The sequence below is a fragment of the Arthrobacter sp. KNU40 genome (genome assembly GCF_051515115.1).
Taxonomy (GTDB): domain Bacteria; phylum Actinomycetota; class Actinomycetes; order Actinomycetales; family Micrococcaceae; genus Arthrobacter.
Genome location: NZ_CP195850.1, coordinates 2,167,317 through 2,192,318, shown reverse-complemented (window position 1 = coordinate 2,192,318; position 25,002 = coordinate 2,167,317). Strand labels below are relative to the sequence as shown.

19 protein-coding genes and 1 pseudogene are annotated in these 25,002 nt (G+C 60.7%); 6 read left to right on the top strand and 14 right to left on the bottom strand.

Annotation, left to right across the window (positions count from 1 at the left end; translation table 11 throughout):
* Positions 1 to 35: 35 nt before the first annotated feature.
* Positions 36 to 1,562 carry an ABC transporter substrate-binding protein gene (locus ACSKT0_RS10085; protein ID WP_437773610.1) on the bottom strand — a complete coding sequence of 509 codons (1,527 nt, stop codon included), beginning with the start codon at positions 1,560 to 1,562 and terminating at the stop codon, positions 36 to 38.
* 306 nt (positions 1,563 to 1,868) lie between these two features.
* Here ACSKT0_RS10085 and ACSKT0_RS10080 point away from each other — a divergent pair, with 306 nt between their 5' ends.
* The 6 genes and pseudogenes from ACSKT0_RS10080 (at position 1,869) to ACSKT0_RS10055 (ending at position 7,855) form a co-directional block, all read left to right on the top strand.
* The gene (locus ACSKT0_RS10080; RefSeq protein WP_437773609.1) at positions 1,869 to 3,431 is read left to right on the top strand and encodes a sulfatase family protein; all 1,563 of its coding nucleotides are present in this window, start codon (positions 1,869 to 1,871) and stop codon (positions 3,429 to 3,431) included.
* A complete protein-coding gene (locus tag ACSKT0_RS10075) occupies positions 3,428 to 4,084 on the top strand; it encodes a PadR family transcriptional regulator (protein ID WP_437773608.1) in 657 nt (218 codons plus the stop codon). The genes ACSKT0_RS10080 and ACSKT0_RS10075 overlap by 4 nt, the downstream gene beginning before the upstream one ends.
* On the top strand, positions 4,081 to 5,109 hold the full coding sequence (locus ACSKT0_RS10070) for a formylglycine-generating enzyme family protein (RefSeq protein WP_437773607.1): 1,029 nt from the start codon (positions 4,081 to 4,083) through the stop codon (positions 5,107 to 5,109). The genes ACSKT0_RS10075 and ACSKT0_RS10070 overlap by 4 nt, the downstream gene beginning before the upstream one ends.
* A gap of 188 nt (positions 5,110 to 5,297) precedes the next feature.
* The gene (locus ACSKT0_RS10065; protein WP_437773606.1) at positions 5,298 to 5,912 is read left to right on the top strand and encodes a BREX system ATP-binding domain-containing protein; all 615 of its coding nucleotides are present in this window, start codon (positions 5,298 to 5,300) and stop codon (positions 5,910 to 5,912) included.
* A 1,105-nt stretch (positions 5,913 to 7,017) separates the two neighbouring features.
* Positions 7,018 to 7,496 (top strand): annotated as a pseudogene (locus tag ACSKT0_RS10060) (hypothetical protein).
* A 77-nt stretch (positions 7,497 to 7,573) separates the two neighbouring features.
* The gene (locus ACSKT0_RS10055; protein ID WP_437773605.1) at positions 7,574 to 7,855 is read left to right on the top strand and encodes a muconolactone Delta-isomerase; all 282 of its coding nucleotides are present in this window, start codon (positions 7,574 to 7,576) and stop codon (positions 7,853 to 7,855) included.
* A 1,499-nt stretch (positions 7,856 to 9,354) separates the two neighbouring features.
* Here ACSKT0_RS10055 and ACSKT0_RS10050 read toward each other — a convergent pair.
* The 13 genes from ACSKT0_RS10050 to ACSKT0_RS09990 all read right to left on the bottom strand — a co-directional run bounded on the left by ACSKT0_RS10050 (position 9,355) and on the right by ACSKT0_RS09990 (position 24,998).
* A complete protein-coding gene (locus tag ACSKT0_RS10050; RefSeq protein WP_437773604.1) occupies positions 9,355 to 10,089 on the bottom strand; it encodes a class II aldolase/adducin family protein in 735 nt (244 codons plus the stop codon).
* A 194-nt stretch (positions 10,090 to 10,283) separates the two neighbouring features.
* The gene (locus ACSKT0_RS10045; RefSeq protein ID WP_437773603.1) at positions 10,284 to 11,216 is read right to left on the bottom strand and encodes a carbohydrate ABC transporter permease; all 933 of its coding nucleotides are present in this window, start codon (positions 11,214 to 11,216) and stop codon (positions 10,284 to 10,286) included.
* On the bottom strand, positions 11,213 to 12,157 hold the full coding sequence (locus ACSKT0_RS10040) for a carbohydrate ABC transporter permease (protein ID WP_437773602.1): 945 nt from the start codon (positions 12,155 to 12,157) through the stop codon (positions 11,213 to 11,215). Before ACSKT0_RS10040 ends, ACSKT0_RS10045 begins: the two co-directional genes overlap by 4 nt.
* A 69-nt stretch (positions 12,158 to 12,226) precedes the next feature.
* A complete protein-coding gene (locus ACSKT0_RS10035; RefSeq protein WP_437773601.1) occupies positions 12,227 to 13,576 on the bottom strand; it encodes an ABC transporter substrate-binding protein in 1,350 nt (449 codons plus the stop codon).
* A 32-nt stretch (positions 13,577 to 13,608) separates the two neighbouring features.
* On the bottom strand, positions 13,609 to 15,720 hold the full coding sequence (locus ACSKT0_RS10030) for a beta-galactosidase (RefSeq protein WP_437773600.1): 2,112 nt from the start codon (positions 15,718 to 15,720) through the stop codon (positions 13,609 to 13,611).
* Positions 15,721 to 16,226: 506 nt separating this feature from the next.
* Positions 16,227 to 17,258, bottom strand: coding sequence for a LacI family DNA-binding transcriptional regulator (locus ACSKT0_RS10025; protein ID WP_437773599.1), 1,032 nt, complete (start codon positions 17,256 to 17,258; stop codon positions 16,227 to 16,229).
* Between the two features lie 247 nt (positions 17,259 to 17,505).
* The gene (locus tag ACSKT0_RS10020; RefSeq protein ID WP_437773598.1) at positions 17,506 to 18,477 is read right to left on the bottom strand and encodes an aldo/keto reductase; all 972 of its coding nucleotides are present in this window, start codon (positions 18,475 to 18,477) and stop codon (positions 17,506 to 17,508) included.
* A 261-nt stretch (positions 18,478 to 18,738) separates the two neighbouring features.
* Entirely contained in the window at positions 18,739 to 18,912 is a 174-nt protein-coding gene (locus ACSKT0_RS10015; protein ID WP_437773597.1) for a hypothetical protein, read from the bottom strand.
* Positions 18,913 to 19,181: 269 nt separating this feature from the next.
* Entirely contained in the window at positions 19,182 to 19,913 is a 732-nt protein-coding gene (locus ACSKT0_RS10010) for a GntR family transcriptional regulator (RefSeq protein WP_437773596.1), read from the bottom strand.
* A gap of 219 nt (positions 19,914 to 20,132) precedes the next feature.
* Entirely contained in the window at positions 20,133 to 20,993 is an 861-nt protein-coding gene (locus tag ACSKT0_RS10005; RefSeq protein WP_437773595.1) for a PaaI family thioesterase, read from the bottom strand.
* A gap of 97 nt (positions 20,994 to 21,090) precedes the next feature.
* A complete protein-coding gene (locus ACSKT0_RS10000; RefSeq protein WP_437773594.1) occupies positions 21,091 to 22,425 on the bottom strand; it encodes an MFS transporter in 1,335 nt (444 codons plus the stop codon).
* A 171-nt stretch (positions 22,426 to 22,596) separates the two neighbouring features.
* On the bottom strand, positions 22,597 to 23,820 hold the full coding sequence (locus tag ACSKT0_RS09995) for a CaiB/BaiF CoA transferase family protein (RefSeq protein WP_437773593.1): 1,224 nt from the start codon (positions 23,818 to 23,820) through the stop codon (positions 22,597 to 22,599).
* Positions 23,817 to 24,998, bottom strand: coding sequence for a MaoC family dehydratase (locus tag ACSKT0_RS09990; protein WP_437773592.1), 1,182 nt, complete (start codon positions 24,996 to 24,998; stop codon positions 23,817 to 23,819). Before ACSKT0_RS09990 ends, ACSKT0_RS09995 begins: the two co-directional genes overlap by 4 nt.
* Positions 24,999 to 25,002 lie beyond the last annotated feature (4 nt).

The following is a 25,002-nucleotide window of genomic DNA, read 5'->3' as shown; positions in this document are numbered from 1 at the left end:
GCGGGGACCCGCGTCAAAGGGCCCCCGCCCTTGCCTCAGGCCTTGGGCGTGATGTTCCAGAGGTTGGGCCAGACATTGCCCTGGTTCAGTTCAACGCTCGTGCCGGCATTGGTGACGAAATAGTTCGTCGGCGTATACCACGGAGCGAACCACGCCTGGTCAACAACGTATTCGTTCAACTTCTTGAGGGCCGCGGCACTGTCCGCGTCGCTCCCCGTCCGGATCGTGGCAAGGAGCGCGTCGACGTTGGGGTCCTGGTACTTGAAGGTGTTCCAGGTGGCGTTGGGCGCGATCATGAAGCTAATCAACTGCCAGTCGTTCGAGTCCCGTTGCAGGGTGAAGACGGAGAGTCCGTACTTCTGTGCCTGAAGGTCCGCGATCATGTTGGTGCCCGTGTCCACGTACTTGACCTTGATACCGACGTCGCCCAGTTGCTGCTGCAGTAGGGGCCACAGAGACTTCGGGAATAACGGCGATGTCGGCAGCGTCAGTTCAAGTCCGCCGGCGTAGCCCGCGTCGGCCAGGAGTTTGCGGGCCTTGTCCGGGTCAAACTTGTACGTCGAGTTCAGCGTTCCCTCGTAGGCGGGAGATTCGGGACGAAAGACCTGCCCGGCGGCCTCGCCGCGTCCCAGGCCGACTACCTTCAGCATGGCGTTCGCATCGACGGCATAGTTGATCGCCTGCCTGACCTTCACATTGCCCAGCGCCGGGTTGGACTTGCCGGCACGGTCGAAGAGGAGGAGTCCGGCGAAACTCAAGTTCTGACCACTGGATTTGAAGCCGGCTGCTTCAACCTGCGGAAGGATGCTGTTATCACCTACCGCTGCGGCATCCAGTTGCTTGCCCCGTAAGGCATTCAGCTCGGACGTGGCGTCGGTGTACACGTTGATCGTGAGGGTGTCGTACTTGACCGAGTTCGTATCCCAGTACTTGGGGTTCTTCTCAAACTTGTAGGACGTGCCGACCACGGTCTGGCTGGTGTTCAGGGTGTACGGGCCGGAACCGACCGGATTGGTCTGCGCATCCGCCTTGCCGAACGCGGCGGGGCTCTCCTGCAGGCCGGCCGCCTGGGCGAGATAGATGAGGAACGCCGGGTTCGTCCGCTTGAGCGTGATCTCCAGGGTGGTCTTGTCCTTGGCCTTGGCATCGGCCAGGTCTGCGACCTTTGACTTCTGCGGGGAGGTGCCGTCCCGGAAACGCAGGAGGTTCTGCGCGGCGACTTCTGCGGTGAACGGCGTCCCGTCCGAGAAGACGACGCCGTCCCGCAGGGTCATGGTCAATACCGTCTTGTCCGCGTTGTATTCCCACTTGGTTGCCAGGGACGGTTGGACATCCTTGCCGTTGGGTGCCGGCTTCAGCAGCCCGTCGTACACCGCCTGGGCGTAGACCGACTGGTTTCCCCAGTTCATGTTCCTCGCCTCGAAGGTGGCCGGCGCCAGGATGTTGCCCAGGGTGATGCTCTTGGAGGTTTGCGAGGTGCCACTGACGGCGCCGCTGGCGCAGCCGGTCAGCGCGAGGCCTGCAGTGAGTGTCACTGCCACACCTGCTTTGGTGAAACGCATCTTTACGTCCTTTCAGCTGGGGAGGCACCCGAAGCGTCGATGCTCGGTGCCTTCTGCTCCACGATGAACAGTTAGCTACAGAATGGCAGGTTGTGATCCAACACACAAGGCCTTTTCTATAAAACTTTGCATATAGATAGACCTGCTGAATTGCACTTCTTACCGGTAAGACTCTGTTAAAAACAGTTCCATTAGTGCTATAACGATTGTGAGACCTTACCGAATGTGGACTGAACGCTGCAGAAGCAGCCCGGTCCGATCCGGACCTCCAGAACAAGACCGCCAGCACAAGACAGGACAAGATCGATGAAGATCATTTACGTGGACGTTGATTCCCTCCGTCCCGACCACACCGGGCCCTACGGCTACGACCGCAAGATCACACCGAACCTGGATGACATGGCCCGGAACAGCGTCATGTTCGACCGATACTACTGCTCGGACTCACCGTGCCTGCCCTCCCGCACAGCGCTGACGAGCGGGCAGCACGGCATCAGCAACGGCGTGATCGGCCACTTCGGTGACGATTCCCGTTTCCGCCTGGACGCAGGGCATGCTCCCCACCCGGGCCGCCCCTTGCTGGGGCAGGCCCTCAACGCCGCCGGGTACACGTGCGCGGCGGTCTCATCCTTTGCCGAACGGCACCGGGCCTACTACTTCATGGGGAACTTCAGGGAGAACGTGCAGGTCACTCCGGACATGGGAGATGAACCGGCCGACATGATCACCGATGCCGCCGTCGACTGGATCGAGCGGCACCGCGACGTGGACAACTGGTACCTGCACGTGACGTATTGGGACCCTCACACGGACTACCTGCAGGATGAATCCTGGACGGCCAAAGCTGCCGCTTCCGGTCCTGCCCCGGCGTGGCCGGACCAGGAAGCCATCGATGCCCACGCCGAAGTGTACGGAGCGCGCAGCGCCCTGGATCTTCACTACTCAGGTGCTCCGCGGAAGTCACGCGTCCCGCACAACATGCCGGACGCCATCCGCACCCGGGCCGACTTTGAGCACCTCATCAACGGCTATGACGGGGCCATCCACTTCTGGGACTCCGAATTCGGCCGCCTGCGCCGCCGGATCGAAGAAATGGGCTTGGCCGATGACGTGGCCATCATCGTCTCTTCCGACCATGGCGAATCCTTTGGCGAGCTCGGCCTTTACGCCGAACACGGCCTGGCCTCGGAGCCGGTCCACCGGCTACCGATGATCATTCACTGGCCGGGCATCACCGACCAGCCCGGGGTCGCCGCGAGCCGGAACGACGCCCTGCTCTACAACATCGACTACGCCCCGACCATCCTCGATCTGCTGGGCCTGGAGCAGCCCGAAAAGTGGCAAGGCCAGTCCTACGCCGCAGCCGTCCGGGGCGGAACACTCGAATCCCGCCCCTACCTTGTGTGGGGCCACGGAGCCCACACCTACCAACGGGCAGTCCGCACCCGCGACCACCTGTACATCCGCACTTACCACCCCGGCTGCTTCCGTGCCGAGTGGGAATCGCTGTTCAACGTTACCGAGGACCCCTACCTCACCCACAACCTGATTGACATCGAACCGGACCTCGCCATGCAAATGCGGTCCCACCTGTTCGAGTGGCTGGCTTTCTATGCAGGCACTCCGGGCGCCCTCCCGGACCCCATGCAGGGCGCGCTACAGGCCGGGCCCACCCTGTACAACCAGCCGGGCGACTACATGGCGCATCTGAAGAACACCGGGCGCGCCCATCTTGCCGAGGACCTCATGGAACGGTTGCACCCCAAGAACGGCGCCACCCACGTCTCGTGGCACGCGCAAGTCCCCGTATCGGCGGACGACCGGGCCGCCATGCGCAAGCGGTACGAAGCGATGATGAGCACGGAATGACCCCCACAACCGATATCCTCCTCAAAGGCGCTTCTACCCAGCGCCCTAAGGAGGCGAAAGTGTCGTTGGGTCGGCTGGAGGTCATTCTGCTGGGCTTACTCTCCACCGGGGACCGCACAGGCTACGACGCTTGGAAGTGGCTCGAGGGACACGGTCCGTTCGTCGGATACACCGCCAAGACCTCGCAGATCTACCGGCAGCTAGGCAAGCTGGTGGAATGGGGGTGGGCCACCCAGTTCCTGGATCTGCGCAGCTCCGGTCCCGATGCCAAGCTCTACCGGATCACCGATACCGGACGCTCCACCTTGCAGGAATGGATCGACTCCCCCTACATACCGTCACCCCGCCCGCTTGACCCGGACTTCCAGGTGCGCCTCCGCTTCGCCGGAAGCTCAGGACCGGAAAAAGCGCTCGAACTCGTGCGGATCGAACTGGCCTACCGAAGAGAACGCGAAGCCAGCATCGACAGGACCTTCAATGAGGTGCTGGTCAGCTCCGATGCCACCGCAGAGGAGCGACAATGGTCCATGGAGTGGTTCCTGATGCAAAACGAACGCGGACACTACATGGTGTCCAACCTCATCGCCTGGCTCGAAGCAACGGAACGCCGGCTCCAGACGCTCATCGGGAAGACGTCCAAAGGACAGGAATGATCGAAAACAGCGGAACACACGGCGCCGCGGCCGGCGGCTGCTGCGCCGCGCCGCGCGCTCCGGAACGGGTCACCCTCGCGGGAGAGCACAACGCAACAGAACGGCCCGACGTCGGACGCTCCCTTCCGGTAGTCGCCGTCAACGGCGGTGCCCCGCTGGCAGCCTCGCGTGCCCTGCACGAGGACGTGCTGATTCCCGGCGGCGTGTTCGCCATGGGCGATCCATTCGGCGAGGGATACCCCGCCGACGGCGAGACCCCAGTCCACGAGGTGCGCTTGGACGCCTTCCGGATCGACGCGACGGCCGTCACCAACCGGATGTTCGCTGCGTTCGTCCAGGACACCGGCTACCGCACCGAAGCGGAGCAGTACGAAACCTCGGCAGTGTTCCACCTGCTCGTGAAGGCGCCCGGGACCGAGATCCTCGGCACGGCAGCCGGGGCGCCGTGGTGGCTGAACGTCCGCGGCGCCGACTGGGCCCACCCCGCCGGACCGGACTCACACTGGAGCACGACGCCGGAACACCCGGTGGTGCACGTCTCCCACCACGACGCCTTGGCCTACTGCGCCTGGGCCGGGCGCCGCCTGCCCACCGAAGCCGAATGGGAGTACGCCGCCCGCGGCGGGCTCGCCGGGAAACGCTACGCCTGGGGCGATGAACTCACCCCCAATGGCGAACACCGCTGCAATATCTGGCAAGGCACCTTCCCCACCCTGAACACCGAAGAAGACGGCCACGTCGGCACCGCCCCCGTCAAATCCTTCCCGCCCAACGGCTACGGACTCTACGAAGTAGCGGGAAACGTGTGGGAATGGTGCGCGGACTGGTTCCTGCCCAAGTACTACCGCAACTCCCCCGCCCACAACCCCCAAGGCCCCACCATCGGCGCCGGCCGCGTCATGCGCGGCGGGTCCTACCTCTGCCACGACTCCTACTGCAACCGCTACCGCGTCGCCGCCAGAACCTCCAACACACCGGACTCGTCCTCCGGGAACTGTGGTTTTCGCACGGTGGCTCTCGACTGATGAGGCCCCTGGCGGGGCATCCGGGGCCCACCGATCTCGGTCTTCCCGCCGCCCATGTTTACTTCAGTCGTGCGACGCCGATGACAGGATTGCTCCACGGCGCGATGGATGCGTCCCTGATCAAGGTCGGAAAAGTAGTTGTTCCATGTCGCCACTAGCGCGAAAAGGAACACCGTGGAGCTTCTGGCATGACCACCCCTCCTCAGACCACCATCCGACCACGCGAACGTGATGCCCTCCTCCAATCACTCCGCTCCGGCGTCGTTCCCCGGATGGGACAACAACACGTCCAGGTAGGACGGGTCAACGAAGTCAAAGCACTCCTGTGCGACATCAACCGGATCAACGACGCCGTGGCCCGGCAGCTCGTCGGCGACTACGGCTCCGGCAAAAACTCGTCACCGTCCATGCGGGCCTCCCCCGACCGCAGACTTCACGCAACCGGCGGACAAGCCCGCAGCCTCTACACCGAACTCATGCGGAACATGGCCTCACGGGCCAAACCCGACGGCGGCGCGATGCCCAGTATCGTGGGACGCTTCGTGTCCCAAGCCCTGACCGAATCCCGGGACACCGGGGCGCCCGTTGAGAGCATCATCCGGCGGAACCTCAGCGAACTCTCCGAACTCACGGGCGGCTACGGCTTCGCCGAAGTGATCGCCAAATACTGGCAAGGACACGACACCGACAATGAGCAGCTCAAGTCCGATGCTGTGCGTTGGCTCCGTGGGGAATTCTCCACACGCACCGATGCCCGCTCCGCGTTGGGAGTTCGAAAGCCAAGCAGGCCGAGTATCACCTAGGCACAGTTCAAATCCGACCCTTATCCCCGACGCGGCCAAAAAGCCATGGACTATGAGGACAGGGAGGACCACACTTAGCTCGATGCGTAGAACTAGTCCGGATATAGCCGACGACCTCGTCGCAACCGTTGTATTCAGGCCCTACACTCCCCCGGCTGGCTATGAGCGACTCACACATGGGTACTCATCGAGGTTTTGTTCGACTCCCCGGCAAGCTTTTGGTGTCCGAGGAAACCCTCGGACAGACTTACCGGTTTGAATTACCTTCAGGCTGAGTGGTCCTGAGCACACCCATGCTTCCGGAAAAACCGACTCAGCATCCTTCTTGAGACCGCCGGAAAGTGCGCATCCGGCAATCTTGCAACAAGTCCAAGCTCACGGCCGGGGTTATGTCACTGTGGGACCCGACGCACCTCCCCCTGGCGGCTTACTTCCAACGTTGCCGCATTCGGCGTCGACTTATCCCCACACGAGGGCGGAAGTTCCGCCGCCGTCGGGGAAAGTGGACTCGCCATCGGTAGACAGTTCGATGAGTTATTCGGTCGCGCTCTACCTTGGATCGAAGCCTGGAGCGGTCAGTTAGTGACGGTGAAATTTCAACACTTCGTCGAAACTAGCGGGTATCTAAGCACCTATGACAACGTAGACCCGGGGACCGGTTGGGGGCCAGTGCTACTTGGAAACTTTGAACCTGGAGCTGTCCTTTTAAGTCCGCCAACATTAGCCAGCGCTCTAAGTCGCGCCGCCGGAGGCTCGCTACGTCCGGAAGAGTGGGGTCTTCATTTAAGCGCCCGCCGGACTCAGGACAGGAGAATTGCCATTCTCGAAGCGGCGACGGCGGTAGAAGTTGGAATTACGCGCGCATTCCATGAGCGGCTGGGCCACCTATCCGAGGTTGTCCGAGACCGAATAGCCCTCAACGCAAATGGGCTGGTCGGGTTGATCCGCCTTCTTGGGACTCTTGACGTTGGTTCAGAATCAAGATCCAGAGCAAATGACGCAACTCACCGAATAGCACAACCCAGAAACGCCGCCATTCACGCCGGGATAGAGCCGAAAGAAGACGCAGCAGGTCGGGCCTTGAATGAGTGCCTTACGCTCCTGAATTTATACTCCCCGCTCCCTCCAGTCGACGACTGATCTACTTCTGGCAAGACGCAAACCACTGGCCGATCAACGCGGCCCTACGGTCCAGGCGTGGCACGCCGACGACGCCGGGTTCTACTCACAGTTCGCACCCGGCCGGCCCGAATGGAATCTCCGCGGCGCTGTCGTCACCGACAAGAACGGAACCTTCAGGATCCACACCATTCAGCCAGCCCCGTACAAAATCCCCACAGACGGGGCCGGCGGGAAACTGATCTCCGCAGCAGGATGGCACGCCTGGCGCCCCGCCCATCTGCACCTGATCGTGTCCGCCCCGATCATCTTCGCATCACCACACAGCTGTACTTCCAAGGCGACGAGCACTTTGCAGACGAGATCGCATCGGCCGTCAAACCCGAACTCATCATCGCCCCAAAGCCCACCGCCGATGAATCAGGGCGCGACGTCACCGACGACTTCATACTGGACCCGGCCTGACCCCCAGTGCTGGCCCCAGGCTTCGCGGGGCCAGCACTCCCCTGACTCAATTGGAAAAGCTAAGGAGACGCTGCTTCATGCTCTTCGCCGTAACGATGGACGTACGACTCCCTTTGGGGCTGGCCCCACAGGTCAAAGCTGACCTTCTCGCAAATGAGAATGCCTATTCGCAGGAACTGCAACGCTCCGATGTCTGGATCCACATCTGGCGGCGGGTCGGACAATACTCCAACCTCGGCATCTTCGACGTCACCGACAATGAACACCTCCATAACGTCCTCTGGCAACTTCCGCTCTTCCCACACATGCGCATTGACGTGACCCCCTTGGCCACTCACCCCTCAGGTATCAATCCGTGATGAGGAGCGCAGGGCTTTTTCAATAGCCGGCGGCGTCGGGCATCCTCTTCCGCGGGACGTTTCTGGATGATGTGGTTCGGCACGTAGTCAGGTTCAGCGACGGCCTGGCAACAATGAGCTGATGGCACTCATGAGTAAGGCTCCCGTCCTGCTTGGCAGTGATCCATAGGGAGAAAGCAGCTTGGATAAATCGGCCAGCTTCGCGAGGTCGAAGCATGGCAAAAGAAGCCAGACGCAAGCGCGGCCTCCGGCCCCCGCACTGAAGACAGGTAGCGGATCAGGTAGTTTCCCGCTCGCCGGATAACTGTAGAGCGCGGCAAAGTGAGAGATGAAGCAGCTTCGACCACTATCAGAGCCAGAGAAAACAGGTTCGCCGCTTGTGGTTAGAACCCTTCGACTGGATGGAGGTGAGTTCACGTGAAGAACATCAAGCTCGTCAATGAGCGGCGTAGAGAGTGGGAACGCGCGCATCCTAAGCCAGCAGCAAAGAAAGCCTGACCTTCAAGTAGATCAAGGCGGGACCGGCAGCCACCCAACCAAGGCTGACCCGTAAAAACCCTCCAAAGATCTGTGTGTCCATTCTCAATGCAGTTGTCAGCCGCGACGTGGGAACTGACAGCTTGGATGAGACAAATCTGGCGGATTCTCTCTCATTCCTGTTGTTTAGCTCCGCAAAAGTCATTGTCGACAACAGGGGTGGGTGGACCTAGGCAAAATCTCCCCCATCGGCTAAGGCTCTTCGCACCATGGCCTTGCCACATCCGAACCCGCAGTACGGCGCCTCAGGCTCAGGAGTCCGGTCATCGACAACCGGGACAGCATCGGCGGCGCTCATTTTCACTGAATGCCCACAAATCGAGGGAACGGCCGGCGGCCATCAGGAAAAACATAGACACGAATGGATCCGCGTCTTGAGCAGCTCCAACTGTTTGATTCCTGTTCGGCAAGAGTGGACGGCACTATATCCTCTGCCTCGCCACGATGCGCACTTGGGGATGCTTGCCTGAGGGACCTCACAGGAGCCCCGGGTCGCGCCAGCTCGATATGGCTCGCTGAGCGTTAATGTTCCAGGAACAGCATTATGCGCCGACGGTGGGCTCTTCCCCCGAAGGTTGATTCTCCAAGGCCGCGGCCCGACGCCGGTAAGCAGAAGTTTGGGGTCGATTGAAGTCTCAATGCGCATTGAGTACCTCAAAGCTGACCCATATGAATTTACAGATTTTGTTGCCAGTGACAGCAACAGGGAACCTGTCACACAACAGCCTGAAACACAGGGAATCCGAGCCAAACCGCCCGATGTTCGACCCAATCCGACGGCAAAAGTGTTGACACTGTCAACGCCCCAAATTCCTTGCACGAAGTGCCGCATCCGCATCGCGTGGGTGGGGCGCTTTGTTGTCCTGATAAAGAAATCGATCCGGTCAGTGCAGTCCTCAGGGAACGGCAATTAGGTCATGTCGGGACACTCCCCGGATTCTGGTGCAGGCCGCCCGGCGCTCTTAGTCCATGGTGTTTTCATCGCGATTCCGCCCCCATCCTTGTGACATTTCTGATTCACGCAGGAGGCCGATCCGAGAGCCCGCCGCACTTGGCTTGGAACAGAGCATGACGGCGTCCTTCACCGCGGAACGCGCATCCTTGCCAATGGTGAACGGGGCGTGGCTCTGCATCAGGACCGCCAGCGAATGCGGGGTACGAAGCGCATCAACAGTCCCGCGTCCGATCGAATCGTGCCCCAGCAGAGCGAACGGGCCCACCGGGATGGTGCCGCCGAATTCGCCGCCCATCATGGTCAGCACACACGGGACCGGCTCCCCATGCGCGGCCCACTCCGTCGCGTAGGTAGAGTGCGTGTGGACCACTACCCCGACGTCGGGCATGTTCCTGTAAACATAGGCGTGCGCGGCGGCGTCCGACGACGGCCTAAGCCCTGGGTTGCCCCACTCCACTATTTCCGGACCGGTGCAGGCGGCTTTGACCGGTAGCCCGTACAGGTCCGTGACCACCATCAGCTCGGGCGTCAGGGCATCGCAGGAAACTACGGAAGGTCTGATGACCATGAGCCCATAGCCTGGGACGCGGGCTGAGATGTTGCCCGCGGTCCTTTCCACGAACTCGTAACGGTTCAGCTCGCCGTGTATTGCGCACACCTCGACCCGGATCCGGGCAATGGACTCAAGCAGAGCGCTCAAGAGGAGGCCCGTCCGGGATTGCGGCCAGGAGTGGCGGGGCATTTCGCTGGATCTTCTTGCGCCTGTGCATGACCTCATTCGCTCCCCTGCCGAAGTAATCGCAGAGCGTTTACTCGCGGCGCAGTTCTTTTTAGGCGACAGACCCGTTGCCTAGAGGATCTTCCATATTCGGAGGTCTCTTAGGCGCCTCACCGGGGTCGCCGGTCCGGTGAGGCGTGATCAGGAAGGACCGGGTTTCAGCCCTTGACGCTTCCGCTCGCTAGCCCGCTCTGCCAGTAGCGCTGGAGGAACAGGAAAGCGACGACGAGTGGCAGGATCGAGACGAAGGATCCGGTGATGACGCTTGAGAAGAGTGCCTGGGATCCTCCTCCGCCCGAAGTGCTCGCTGATTGCCACTGGGCCAATCCGACAGTGAGCGGGTACAACTCCGAACTGTTCAGCATGATCAATGGGAGGAAGTAGTTGTTCCACGTTGAAACAAGCGCGAAGAGGACCACCGTTACGATGCCGGGTCCAAGCAGGCGGAGCCCGACCTGGAAGAAGATGCGGAATTCGCCGGCACCATCAATCCGGGCTGCTTCCAAGAGGCTGTCGTCTACCGCGTCGGCAGTGTAGACCCGCATGAGGAAGACGCCGAAAGGGCTAACGAGGGACGGAAGGATGATGGCCCAAGGGGTGTTCGTTAGGCCCGCGTTGGCAAAGAGAAGGTATGTAGGGAGTGCCAGAGCGGTGGTGGGGATCATAATGGCTCCAAGCACGCCGTAGAAGAGCGGTTTGTCGCCAAGAAACCGGTACTTCGCAAAGGCATACCCGGCTGCGGTGGCAAAAAAGGCCGCCCCGATCGCGCTGATTCCGGCGTAGAGAATCGTGTTCAACATCCACCTCCAGAAGACCCCGCCGTCTTGTGTGAAGAGGGCGCCGATGTTCGTAAAGAGCTCGAAGCTGCGCCCGAAGCCATATCCGAACGTGGAGAAAAGATCTGAGTTGGATTTGGTTGAAGCGATCAGAAGCCAGAGGAGCGGAAGGAGGAAGTAGGCCACGCACGCCCAGACGGCGATGGTGAGCACCGTACTGCGCGTTGATTTGGGCTTCCTGCCCGAAGCCGTAGTCCTTTTCTTCCCTGGCACGCGCCTGGCATTGACGGTGACGGTTGCTGGCGAGGCGTTCATGAGTTGCGTTCCCGTCGTTGCTGGGAGATCTGGACGATGAAGGAGATGATCATGATGACGATTCCAAGTGCGAAGGCGATGGTGGCGGCGTAGTTCACGTCGCGGTTCACGAACGCGAGGTTGTAGGCGTACAGGTTCGGTGTGAAGGAGTCGCTGATGGCGTTGGGGGCGATACGTGAGAGCAGATTGGGTTCGTTGAAGAGCTGGAAGGACCCAATGATGGAGAAGATGACTGTGAGGAAAATGGCCGGTCGGATGGCGGGGATTTTGATGCTGAGGGCTGTTCTGATCTGGCCGGCGCCGTCGATCTCGGCCGCTTCGTACAGTTCGCTGGGGATGGAACGGAGGGCCGCGTACATGATGATCATGTTGTAGCCGACGTATTCCCAGGTGACGATGTTGATGATGGAGCCCAGGGCGTTTGGGGAGCTGAGCAGGTCCGGCGCTCCGAGGCCAATGGCGCGGAAAAACTGGGCGATCGGGCCGAAGTCCTTCCCGTAGAGGTAGCCCCACATGAGGGTGGCCACCACGCCGGGAACGGCGTGTGGGATGAAGATCGCAAGACGGGCGACTTTGCCCCCTCGGGCCCGGGCCGAGTCCAGGGCCAAGGCAAGGAACAAGGAAAGGGCGAGCATGATCGGCACCTGTACGAGGAGGAAGAGGACCATTCGGCCCAGTCCTCCGAGGAACATGGGGTCAGTGAAGGCCCTCACGTAGTTGTCCAGGCCGACGAAGACTTCGCCGCCGAAAAGCCGGCTGGCGAACAGGCTGAGATAGCCCGAATATCCGAGTGGGATTACCAGCATGGTCAGGAAGGTGAGGAAGAACGGAGCGATCAGGATGTAGGCCGCGAGGCTTTGCCGGCTTTTCGTGGAGCGAACTTTGGCTGTCCTGATACTGCGGGTGCGGACGGCTGTTGGTTTCTGCGCTAGTTGAGTCACGGGGTGTTCTCATATCTGTGTGTGACGGTTCTGGATGGGCGGCGCCGCGGACGGCGCCGCCCACGGGAGCTACTTGACGTTGAAGCCCTGTGCTTTTGCGTACGTGGTCATGGCGTTCTGCCACGCGGTGAGTCCTGCTCCCAGGTCGGTTTTCTCGGCGATGGCCTTGCCGAGCGTGTCCTTGAAGCTGGAGTTCACATAGTCCATGAACGGGGGCCATTCAAACGTCTTGTCAACGGTGTTGGCGACACCGGCGAACAGTTCGTTGACCTTCTGGCCGCCGTAGAACGGCGCTTCCTGCTTCGTGAAGTCGGGGTTCTGCAGAAGCGGGGTGCTGGTTGGGAAGAGTGACTGCTTGCTGTTGAGCAGGGCAGTACTGGTCGGGTCCGAATTGATGAATTCGACGAGTTTGGCCGCGGCGATCGGGTTCTTTGTGCCGGCCAGGACAGCGTCGCCGGAGCCGCCCAGGTTAGCGGAGACGTTGGCGTCCGCGGTGTACTGCGGCAGCGGGGCGGCCCGCCACAGTCCTGAGGTCGTCTTGGCTGTACCTTGCAAGAACACCGGACCCCAAGCTCCAGTCAACCAGCCGGCGTACTTGCCATTGGCGATGCCCTGGTACCAGGTGTCGGTGAAGCCCGGGTCGTTTGCGACGAGGTTCTGCTGAAGAAGTGAGTTCCAGTACTTGGCGACCTGCTGGGATTTGTCGGTGTCGATGGCGATCCCGACGTCCTGGCCCCCGCTGTAGCTGAAGGGCTTGATCCCGGCCTGCCACAGGAGTCCGATGAATGCACCGGCATCGCTGGGCGAAATGTTTGTGATGTAGGAGCCGGTCTTGTCTTTCACCGTCTTGGCCGCGGTGGCGTAGTCGTCCCAGGTTTTGGGTGCTGCGTTCAGGCCTGCCTTGGCAAGGATGTCGCTACGGTAGAGGTTGCCCATGGGTCCGCTGTCTTGCGGGATCCCGTAGACCTTGTCTCCGCGGGTGACCTGGTTCCAGACCCAATCGACATACTGGTTTTTCATGTCTTTGGCGCCGTAGGGAGCCAGGTCGAGCAGGTTGTTGCTGAGCTGGAACGATGACACATACGCGAATTCGAGTTGAATGACGTCGGGTGCGCCTTGGCCGGCGGAGATGGCGGCCCTGACCTTTTGGTAATGGGCGGGGCCTTGTCCTACGTTCTGGATGTTGACCTTGATTTTCGGGTATTTCTTCTCGAACAGGGCAACCTCTTGGTCGATGTTCGGCACCCACGTCCAGAAGTTCAGTGTGGTGTCCGTGTCCATGGCTTTGTCGATGTCGGATTGTGAGACGGCAGCCGCCGGTGCCGTGGCGGAGTTGGCCCCTCCGGCGCATCCGGTCAGGAGCAGGGAGGCAGCAAGTGCTCCTGCTCCCAGCGCCTTTGCTGTTCTTGGTGCTTTCATGTGCGTGTTCTCTTTCTCTTGTTAGTCCGCCGTTAGGGGCGGTGGTTTTCTTGGACGAGCACCTGTGTGCCCCGGGGCTCGATAACGAGTTGGCTTCCCGCGGTGACTGTCACGCCTGTCTCCAGGTTCCGGACCGTTTCGGGAACGGTGACGGTGACCGAGTCACCGGACCAGTTGAAGATGAAGCGGACATGCCCGCCGGGCGTTGTTCCGCTTTGAACGGTGATTCGGTTCGCGGGCGAAGAAGCCCAGTCTCCCGCCACAGCTTGGGGCGCGAGCCAGCAGCACAGGTCCACGGCAAGGGCCTTGTTCGGTACGGTGCCGACGTACGTGATTCGACCGGCCCCGGAGGTGCGGGTGGTGATCGCGGGGAACCTGTCAAAAACGGTGTGGTCGTAGCTGGCCAGAGTATCGGCGCCCTCGTTGATCAGCCCGTCGATCCACCACATCCCCGCGGCGTCCGGGGAGAGTTCAAGCAGCCCGTCGCCGCTCATACTGACCGGTTCAATCAAGTGGGTGTATTCCTCGTAGCTAACACCTGCCTGGTTGGAAAATCCTGGCGGTGCGACTTCGGCGCGGGCCCGCGCCTGGGTGTCGGCGTAGCCGCTCCGGATGCCTAGGACGAGGTGGCCTCCGGAGGAGGCATAGGCATTGAGCCAGGCGACCGAAGCGTCGGAAGCGATATAGAAAGCCGGAACGATGAGGACAGGATGATTCCGCGCGAAAATCTCTGCATCCAAGTGCTCGAGCTGGGTGTCCTGGATGATGAGGGCCTGCCGGTTCGACTCGATAATCCCGGTGTGGAACGCGTCGAAGATGCGGTAATACGATTGAGGGTCCGGCTCGCGGTTCCCGTCAGGCAACGCCGGGAACGCGTTGAAGGCCCACTTGCTGGCGTTTGAATACAAGATCGCAATGTCGGCGTCGGGCGTGTACCCTGCCAACGCGTTGCCGACGGACTCTAGGGATCGGCCGAGCTCTGCCAGTTCCGAATACACTCGCCCTGGCTTTCCGCTGTGGGGAAGGACGCCGCCCCAATAGGTTTCAAAGCCACTGCGGAGAGTTTGCCAGTGCCAGTACTCGACCATTCGGGCGCCCCTAGAGACGAACGCGAACGCTGCCTGTTTCAGCTGGCCCGGATACGGGGGAAGATTTTGGTGCGAACCCCCGATGGACTGGGCGTTGGTCTCGGTGACGAGGAACGGTTCAAGACGGGTCGACCACATCCGGTCCGCCTGACGGAAAAACGGCCCGACGCCGGTAGTCGTGAAGACCGGTCCCTGCGGGACGGTGCGTTGGAGATCGAGTCCGTCCTGCATGTCGTAGTACGGGTTGCCCGCGGCGACATCGAGCCCGGCGGCAAGCAGATGGTCATGCTGGCCCGGGCGCGGGTAGGCAATGCAGGTGGTGACAAACTGCTCCGCTAACGCATACTCGCGCACGATCCGGGCCTGCCAGTGGATGAAATCAGTGGTGATCTCGGCCTGGTACTCCCGCCAGGCCAGGTCGTACTGCGGGAAGGAATTTCCGTCCGGGCGCCAGAGTTCATCGATTGAGGTGAGCCGGTGCGACCAGTAGGTCAGGCCCCACTCGTTATTGAGGGTCTCGACGTCGCCGTATCGCTTGATCAGGTATTCTTTGAACCCGTCGAACGCGTCATCGTTGTGGAAAAGGATCATTCCCGGTTCGTTGTCCACCTGATATCCGACCACTGCGGGGTGGGACGCATAGGTTTCGAGGATGCGGCGGATGATCCGTTCGGCATAGCTCTTGAACAAGGTGCTGGAGTAGTTGACTTCCTGTCGCGCTCCCCACGGAACTCGGACGCCACTCTCCCGTTCTGCGGCCAGCTCCGGGTGCTTCACCTGCAACCACGGCGGAATGGCATAAGTAGGGGTGCCAAGGATGACTTTGATCCTCCGGTTGTGGGCTCCGTCGAGCACCGGCCGAAGCCACTCAACGTCGAATTCGCCGTCACGGGGTTCCCAGGTGGACCAGACCGATTCTCCGACACGGATTACGGAGAACCCGGCATCCGCCATAAGGTCTAGGTCCGTTTCGAGACGTTCCGCCGGGGCGTATTCAGCGTAGTACGCGGCTCCGAAGAGGATGCGGTCGAAACTGTCTGTAGGCAAAGGCGCCATGTTCTAAACTCCATCGTCTGCTTTTTTTGCATAGTTACCGGTAACAGTAAGTAGGTTTTACCGGTAACAGTTGTGAGTAACCTACATCACAAACCAAAAGGAGGCAAGACCCACACCTTGCCCTATTTGAACCCTCCGCGCAGCGGGGCGATTCACAGTGCCGGCACCGGCTGCCAGTCCTGCCCGTTTCAGTGAGCTAACGACGGTTCAACGGAAGGCTGCGACAAGTACGACGACGTCGTCTCTCAGGCGCGTCCTGGAATAGGAATTTGCGGATCACTGATGAGCTCGAGGGTGTCCCCCAACACATAGACGGGCGTCCTTCGTGATGCCCTGATCAGGAAGCAAGGGGACAGAGCGAAAGTCAACAAATAACGACACGCCCCCGACGGTGCACCAACGGACACTTCGGCACGAAAATGCCCCGCCAGTCCAAGTCCTGAATGTGACCTCGGAGCGGGAAGCCTCGCCGTTGCGAAGAAGAGTGCAGGCCCTCAGAAGTTTGTTCAGCGTCGGCCAGGAGCCGGGCCCGACGAGCCCCGCTGGAGGAAAGAAGTCCTGATGTAGTCCGGTGGCAGGGTTCGTTCCCGGCCCTCAATCCGTGCCAGCAATCCTTCGAAGGCGTACTGCCCTTGCGCTTGGAAGTTCAACGGGACCGTCGACAGGGAGGGGTTGTAGAACCGTGAGTCCGGAGCGTCGTCCATTCCGACGACGCTGACAGCTTCGGGGACTGGGATGCCCAGTTCAGCGAGAGCGTGCAGCGCACCGAGCGCCATCTGATCGTTTGCCGCGAAAATCGCGGTGACGCCAGGAACCGAAGCGAGGATCTCGCGGGTGCGTTCGTACCCGGAGGCCGCGGACCAATCCCCTTCGAAATAGTCAAATGGCTTCCCGCCGGCCTCTCTGATTCCGCGGGAATAGGCGGCCGCGCGTGATCTGGCCGATGGCCAGTCCAAAGGGCCGGAGATGTGGACTATTTGGCGGTGACCCTGCGTCAAAAGGTGTTGTATAGCCTGGTCCGCGGCGATGATGCCTACGTCAGGCCTCTCTGTGACGTCGTTTTCACTCTCCGGCTCCAAGTAAATAGGCACACGGAATGTAGCCTCCCGCAACATTCGGAGCATGGAATTCGTGGGTGCAAAAGCGAGGATTCCGGCGATGTCCTGTTGATTCACGAGCCTGATCGCTTCTTGGATCGATCGGTCGTCCGATGGGTCGAGACTTACGATGTCGAGCACGTAGCCAGCTTTGCGTGCCGCAGCGCCGGCTCCGGTCATGAGTTGAAGAGGGCCCATTTGGGACATGTCGTACATGAGGGCGCCGATTCGGTTGGTCCGGCGCGTCGCCAAGCTGCGGGCGGCAATGTTGGGTCGATAATTCAGTTCCTCCAGGGCCGCTTCGACCCGAACCCTGGTGTCCTCCGAGACCTTCTCGCCCTTCAGTAACCGGGACACACTTTGGTGAGATACACGCGCAAGAGCCGCTACATCATAGATGGTCGCGGCTTTCCGCTCGGAGGACTCGGGTTTGACAGTCATCCCTGCCCCTATCGTTGCTGCTGCAGATCGATTGATGAATCCACCTTATCCACTTCGCACGTGAGCGCTAATCTCCACCATTGTGTCGGCATGCGCGTCGTCCGAGGGAAGAGTGCGTGGAACATCCGGGCTGCGTTCTGTGAACGCCTTCGCAACTGGAAACGGGAGGGACTTCATCCCAGTGCCAGGTGCTCCGCCGGCGCGGTCAGACCTGGTCGAAGCCGGTTCTACATGCGTGCCGCCTCTCCTAACCGAGTTCCCCGGTACCAGCGGCGGCGAGGGGCAGCACCTGGTTCCAGAACTCCTCCGGGATGTCCCATTCGGCCAGCTGGACGGTCTTTTCGACGCGGCTCGGTTCGGACATGCCGACGATCGTGGAGCTGACCCGCGGGTCGCGAGTGGAGAACTGCAGGGCGGCTGCCGCCAGCGGCACGGAATATTCGTTGCAGAGAGCTTCCATCTCCCGGACCCGCTGGATAATCGCTTGGCTGGCTGGCCGATAGCAATAGTTGGGCGCGGCATCCGGACCCTTCACCAGCATTCCGCCGCCGAATGGCGCAGCGTTGATGAACGCCACCCCGCGGGTCATCGCGTCCTGTATAAGGGGCTCGGCAGTCTGGTCCACCAGGGTGTACCGATTGTGACTGATGACCACGTCGAATACGTCCGTCGCCAGATACTTCAGCTCTAGATCAATCGGCCCCCCGGCGACACCCAAGTGCTCAATGACGCCCTGGTCCTTGAGCTCAATGAGCGCTTCGAGCGGTCCGCCCGCCGCGACGCCTTCTTCGAAGGTGATCTTTTCGGGGTCATGAAGGTAAACCAGCTGGAGCCGTTCGAGGCCGAGCCGCTCCAGGCTTTCTTCCACGGATCGGCGGACCCGGTCCCCAGAGAAGTCACTGGTTCCGCGAATGGGATCCACCTTGGTTGCGAGGACGAAGCCCTCCGGGAGTCCGCCCACCTCCGCCAGAGCCCGGCCGATGCGGCGTTCGCTGTTGCCTCCATTGCCGTACTCATTGGATGTGTCGACAAAGTTGAAGGGCCCTTCCATGACCCGGCGGATGGTGGCTACGGCCGTGTCAGTGCCATGGGGTGCGGCGTGGCTGCCCAAAAGGCTAGTGCCGACGCAGACCGGCGAGACGGACAGGCCGGTGCGGCCAAGAATTGAGTTCTTCATGGTTTCCTTGGTGTGCGTAGTCAGGCCGTGCGCCCGATTCATTTCTAACTGTATAGAGAAAAGTTAGCGCTAACAATGTCAATCCGGCCTAGCAATGCGACTCGGGGACCAACCCAACGATTTGGTCTTTGGAAGTGTCGAAATGCTCGACGACGACCGCCTCACCGCCGCGACCCGCCGACGTCGGTCTGGCGACGGCAGTTCCACACTCCACCCCGACTGGTATGCGCCGGACTTCTGGAACGCAGCCCGGCCGGATCAGATCGCGAGTTCACCGGGGCGGAGCCAGAGCATGGTGTCCGTTCAATCCCAGTTTTGAGTTTCTTCAGCGGGCTCTTGGTACCACCAGCCGCTCCAGGCTGAGGAGGTGAGCTGGCCGCGAAGGAAACTGCCGGATCCTTCGTAAGCGACTGGAGCCGGGTGGTTGTTGCGGTCCGCTCCGATAACGATAGGTCCGTCCGCCGTATTGTCGCTCATCGTTTGGTCCCGTCCGATAGTAGTAGGAAGTCACGGAGGTTCTTCTTTGAAAGCCGCCAGCCCTTACTTGAGTCAGGCACCCGTGGCGCCGGAATTTCACCGGCGAACGGACCTTGAAGCATACATCCACCGTATCTTAGTACGTACTATAAGACAATAGATTTCTCGATTTGGGCGTGTTGAAAAGGAGACAAACCCTCGGCAGCGGCAGGACAGGCACCGAGGCGGACGTCGCGCCCGGCAAACGCTCCTAAATCGGGCGGAATCGGTCAAACAGAACTGCGACCCACGCGGCCGAGGCGGATCTCGAAGTTGAAGCGCGATCCCGGGTAGTACATCTCGACAAACGCCAACGGCCCGACCTTGTCGTATAGGGTTCGCTCGGAGTACAACACCGCACTCCCAATCTCAATATCGAGTTTCTCGGCGATCTCCGCTGTGGCGATCTCCGCATAAATCGCCTGCCGTGCGGAATCTATCGGGGCCGAATCCCGCGAATCCAGCAGACTCAGCAACGACCCGCGGCGAAGCTCGTCGGCGGGCAACTCGGCAAACGCATCTTCACGGACATAGTCGATCAGCCACAAGTGCGGCTTACCCTGCGCCATCCGCAATCGGCGGACGACACCCACAGGTTCGCCGCCAAAGAGGGATTTGACGTCTGCGGGAACGTCCGTGGTGGTCTCGGTCGAGAATTCGACGGTCTCGGCCGCATCGGACTGGTAGATAATGTCTTCGAGATAACCGGTGAACTGGACCGCGCCGCGCGGCTTCACATCCGGAGCGACGAACGTCCCGAAAGACCGGCGCCTCACCAGGAGGCCTTCCGCCTCCAGCATTGCCAAGGCCTCTCGGATCGTCACCCTGCTGACCTTGAACTGCTCGGCGAGCTTATCTTCGGTTCCCAGTAGAGATCCCGCCTCGTAGTACCCCGACGTGATGCGGGACCATAGAATCCGCCACACTGCGTAATACCTGGGAATTCGCGAGTTATTGTTCACGTGTCCCTTGCCTCTTCTCTGCTGGATCGCATCGTACCTAGATCATAACAAACAAGCCAAGCCAGGCCGTGGCCATTGACACTTCAAGAATCAATCCAAGCGCTGCTCTTCATGGCACGCCATCGCCGCGTGGTGCTCCCCCGTACTGGTCGAGCGATTTTCAATCATTGGTCATTTGCCGCTGTGACCGCATTCTCGGGTCCGCAACAAGCTCAGTCGTCAGAGATCGCCGTTCGACATAAATGTTCCGTGTGCGGTTGTATAAATCAGGCCGGACCCAGATGCGATCGATGCCGTTACGGTGGTGATGCGTCGGCCGCGGCGGTCGATGACAGCCCGCAATATCAGGTTCGGTTCTGTATGGAGGCTGGCGGGACGATGGTACACAAGCGATAGGTCAAGCGCCTCATAATGATCTGGCCGAGTTGATGACAGGACGGCTCGCATCGCGTAGTCGATGAGCGTGATGTGGAATCCGCCATGGACGATTCCGAATTGGTTGCAAAGTCCATTCGAAGGACGAATGGTGATTGTGATCTTGTCCGTCTCAGCGTGTGTTTCTTGCACGCCTACAATCTCCCGCATCGAATGGGGCCGGTGGGAGCGGTCTTGGTCTATTCCCGAGTCAGGCGTCGTCACGCCCACCGCGGGAACAACGACGAATCTGCCAGTGCACACCGCAAAAGCACGATCATCCAGGTCACTCAAAGTTGATCTGCTTAGCCCGGATCGGGCTAGGACGCCGCTCGACTCTCCGTGTCCGGTGGCGATCGAGCCTGGGGGTGGTAGGTGGTCAAGCTGGTCGAACCGCAGATTTGCGGTGCGCAGGCCGTATCCGTCGGGTAGTTTGCTCACGAGCGCCTGAACTGCGGAGATGACGGCCAATGTTCCCATCGAGCCGAGCGTCGCCGCTCCGGCGCCACGCCACGCCGGCACGGGCATCACCGCTTTGGCCCAGCCCTCGCCACTGTCGGTAAGACGACACCCTGTCAGGACTTCTGCCGGGTGACGTGGCCCATGGGCATCGAGCTCTTCGCTGCCGGGGGCGTCAGCGAAGAGCATATCGAGTTCAGGTCTCACGTGTGTCCATCCTTGTCGTTCAGGCTCTGTGGTCACGGTGATCGATATCGCGACGAGGGTCGACGGCGCGCCGTCCTCACTACTGACGCCGGCGGCCTTAGTCGGGCAGGGGCTGGCCGGATGTTTCCGAGACGAAGAAAGAGATGATCAATGAAGGCACCATTGTCAGAATCAGATAAATGCCTGGGGCAAGCGGGCTCCCGGTTATTTCGATGAGGTATGTCGAGACATAGGGAGCCGTCCCGCCGAACAGCGCGACGAGTACCCCGAAAGTTACTGCCGAGCTGGTGAATCTGATACTTGTGCGGAACCGCTCGAGTCCAGGGGTGAGGTTATTCGCCTGAGCGGCGGCCGTAGGGAGAACGAGCAAGACCAGGCCGATGATCGCCTTGGAAAGTTCTCCGCTGTTGAGCAAGAGGAATGCGGGATAGGTGAGCAAGATAAAGGCGCCCGCTGTCAGGCGAAGCAGCAGACGTCGCCCGATGTGATCGGAGATCTTGCCAAAGAGGGGAACAGCGACCATCTGGATGGACCCCGCGATCGCGATTATGGTGAGGGAGACCGCCGCGGTGAAGCCCATTTCCTTTGTCAAGAAGGTCGGCATGAAGGTCATCAGCAAGTAGAAGCTCACCATCGAGGGCATGTAGTAGGCGGCGGCAAAACCCATTTCCATGAGGTTGCTGCGACCCCGCAACGCCGTGGCGAGCGGCGTTTGCGCAACTGCCGCCTCTCGCTTCATAGACTGGAAGCGGGGCGTCTCGTCGACTTTCAAGCGGATGTACAAACCGACAACGCCCAGTGGGCCGGCCAGGAGGAACGGGATGCGCCAGCCCCATGATTGCATCGCGTCGTCCGTCATCAGGGTTGCGACCGTCGCCGCGACAAAGATTCCCGAAACGAACGCTGCTGTTGTGGCGACCTGCAACAAGCTCACGAGGAACCCCCTGCGTCGATCCGGAGCGTGCTCGGCGACAAAGATGGCAGCACCTGTAATTTCTCCCCCAGCCGACAGGCCCTGGACCAGGCGCAGCAGGATGAGCAAGATCGGAGCCGCCACACCGATTGCGTGGTAGTCCGGTGTCAAACCGATGAGGACAGTCGCAACCGAGATAAGCAGAATGATGGCCGCAAGTACACGCTTGCGCCCTATTCGGTCGCCAATGGGTCCCCAGATGAAACCTCCGAGTGGCCGAGCCACGAATGCGAGGGCGAATACCGCATAAGTGCTCAGCAACCCCACGACCGGATCTGCAGTGGGGAAGAAAGCCTTCGCAATGATCGGTGCCAACGATCCGTAGATCGCAAAGTCGTAGTACTCGATAAACGTGCCAGCGGTGGCCGAACCGATCACGCGCCACAGCGAGCGTCCCCCTCGGCCGGAAGCCTTTGGCGCGGAGGGCGAAAGAACGTCGAGGTTAGGGTTAGTTTCCATGGGAATCCTTATTCGTTCGGACCGTCGAAGCGACGGGAGTGTCCGTCAAGGCCTGAGGCTATGGGCAAGGAAATACCGTCGATAACCGACATCGGATCACACGCCGTCGAAGCGCGCTCCCTGCGCTAGTTGCCTCGAGACGCCCGTCATCGGGGCATTACATCAAAATCCCTAGATCACCTGGGCGTTCCTGAGCCCACTCAGCTCGTCAGGAGACAAATCGAGCTCATCGATCAAAACCGTGGCGGTATCTGCGCCTAGCGTAGGCGGAGGGCATTCGATCGGCATCCTATGATCATCGATGAGGTACGGGGCCACAACCTGATGTATCTCGCCGTATTTGGGGTGTTCGATGCTGGCGATCAGACCCTGCGACCACAGCTGAGGCTCATGGAACGCCTCGCTCAACTTATTCACGGGCGAACTTGGGATCCCTTCGTTCTCGAAGATCGCCTGCCACTCCGACGTTGCCTTGGCAGCCATCTCGTTGTTAAGGATCTTTTCGAGCAAGTCGCGGTTCTGCACGCGGTGCACGTTGGTCTCGAACCGGGGGTCTGCGACGAGGTCATCGCGCTCCAGTAGTTGGCACAAGGATCGGAACAGCTTGTTTGTCCCCGTTGCGATGACAATGTGCCCGTCCGCGGTGTCGAAGGCCGCGAAGGGCGCCAACTGCGGATGTCCTGAACCCATGGGTCCGATGTCTGCGCCACCATCGATTACGGCGACGGAGTAGTTCATGAGCAACGAGACCATAGCATCCAGCAACGAGATATGGACGGTCGAGCCCTTCCCGGTAGCCGTCCGCTTGTGCAGGGCGGCGAGAATCGCCACAGTGAAGTGAGCGCCACCACCGAAATCCGCTATAGATGCCCCGGGTTTCACCGGGCGCTTGTCATCGGGGTAGCCCGTGATGGACATGACCCCGGCACGCGCCTGAATGGCAACATCCATTCCAGGCTGACCGGCCAACTCTCCGCTTACACCGTAGGCGGACAGCTCGGCCACGATCAGCCCCGGGTTTACCTCTCTGAGCGCATCCGCACCCAAGCCCAGACGGTCCATGACTCCCGGACGGAAGTTTGACAGGACGATATCCGCCTTCGCAGCCAGTCGCAGGGCCAGATCCTTTCCCGCAGCCAGGCTGAGGTCGATGCCGACCGAACGCTTGTTGCGGTTAATGGCAAGGAAGTAGTCACCGCCGAACTCCTCCGCGCCGGAGGCGAACTTGTCGCTGACATTCATGTATCGGGTGGGGTCACCGCGACGCGGGCGCTCGATCTTCCAGATCGTCGCACCTAGGTCGCCAAGGAGCATCGATGCATAAGGTCCGGCGACTCCGTGTGTGAAGTCCAAGACCTTGAGTCCAGTCAGCGGTGCCTCCCAGTTGTCGCTCATCGCTTGTTCCTGTCCGACAGCATGAAAAGGTCTTGGACATTCTTCGATGGAAGCCGCACGGTAGCGGCCCCTACGACGTTGACGCGATCGTCCTGGTTGATGCCCCGGAACTCGATATCGACGAGGTGTCGATCACCGACAACCCGTTTGCCCACGACTGTGGCCTTCATCCATGTCGTATCGCCGACGAGGTTGGGCGCGAGGAGCTTGTGGTTGAGCGACTCAATGAAGGACATGTCCCCCGCCCAGTTGGTGATCAGATGACATCCCCAGTTCGCGCGCTGCCACCCTTGGTCGTAGGCGCGGGGCATCCCGATCTCCCGAGCGATCTCGTTGTCCATGTGGCCAGCGGCGGGGTGCATTGGAATGCGCGTCGTCGGCGAGTGGTATACATTCCCTGGGTGGCGCTCACGATCGAGGGCCGCGAGTTTGAGAGGAGGATAGGTATTGCGACGTCCCGAATAGAACGCCATGATGTCAACGAGTGTGAGCGGCCCCTTCACCACAGGGCTTAGTTCATCGCCGGCTGCGACGTCCTCCCAGTACCGAGGTTCCGCGCCGCGCCGCTCCTCGGTGAGGTACGCGTCCCGAATGGCTTCCAACTGCTCGTCGGTGTAGCTCGGCGGCTCGTTGCGGTCCTCAAATCCGCGAAGACCGGAGTTCTTTCCCGAGTTGCTCCGCGGGATGCGGAGTACATCACTCTCCGCGACTGACACGAGTTCACCCCGCTGATTCTCGAATACAGTCTGGCCGACCTGGACGAAGAAACGGTTGGCGTGTCTGCCCACCTTCTCATGCATTCCAACGACGCGCGCCCGTGCGGTGATCTTGTCCCCTACCCGAATGGGCACATAGTTCTGCCAGCGTGTACCACCGTAGATCCACTGGATTCCACGGAATCCAGGGGCGACGATCGTCGAATCGATTGTGTATAACAAGGTCGGCGGGGCGATCTGTCCGCCCCAGAATGAGTGGGCGGCGTATTCCGGGTCGGAGTACAGGGGATTGTCGTCCCCCATGCTGTATTCCGCCCACCGCCGAATGTCGATCGGCGATATTGACTCGGCGTACGTTGGCACGTGGACGTCTCGTCTCAGCCACACCCCGACGAGGGATTGGGCCTTCTCCACCATCTCATCGGTGATATCAGGGTTTTTGGACACAATAGCTGCGGTCATGTCT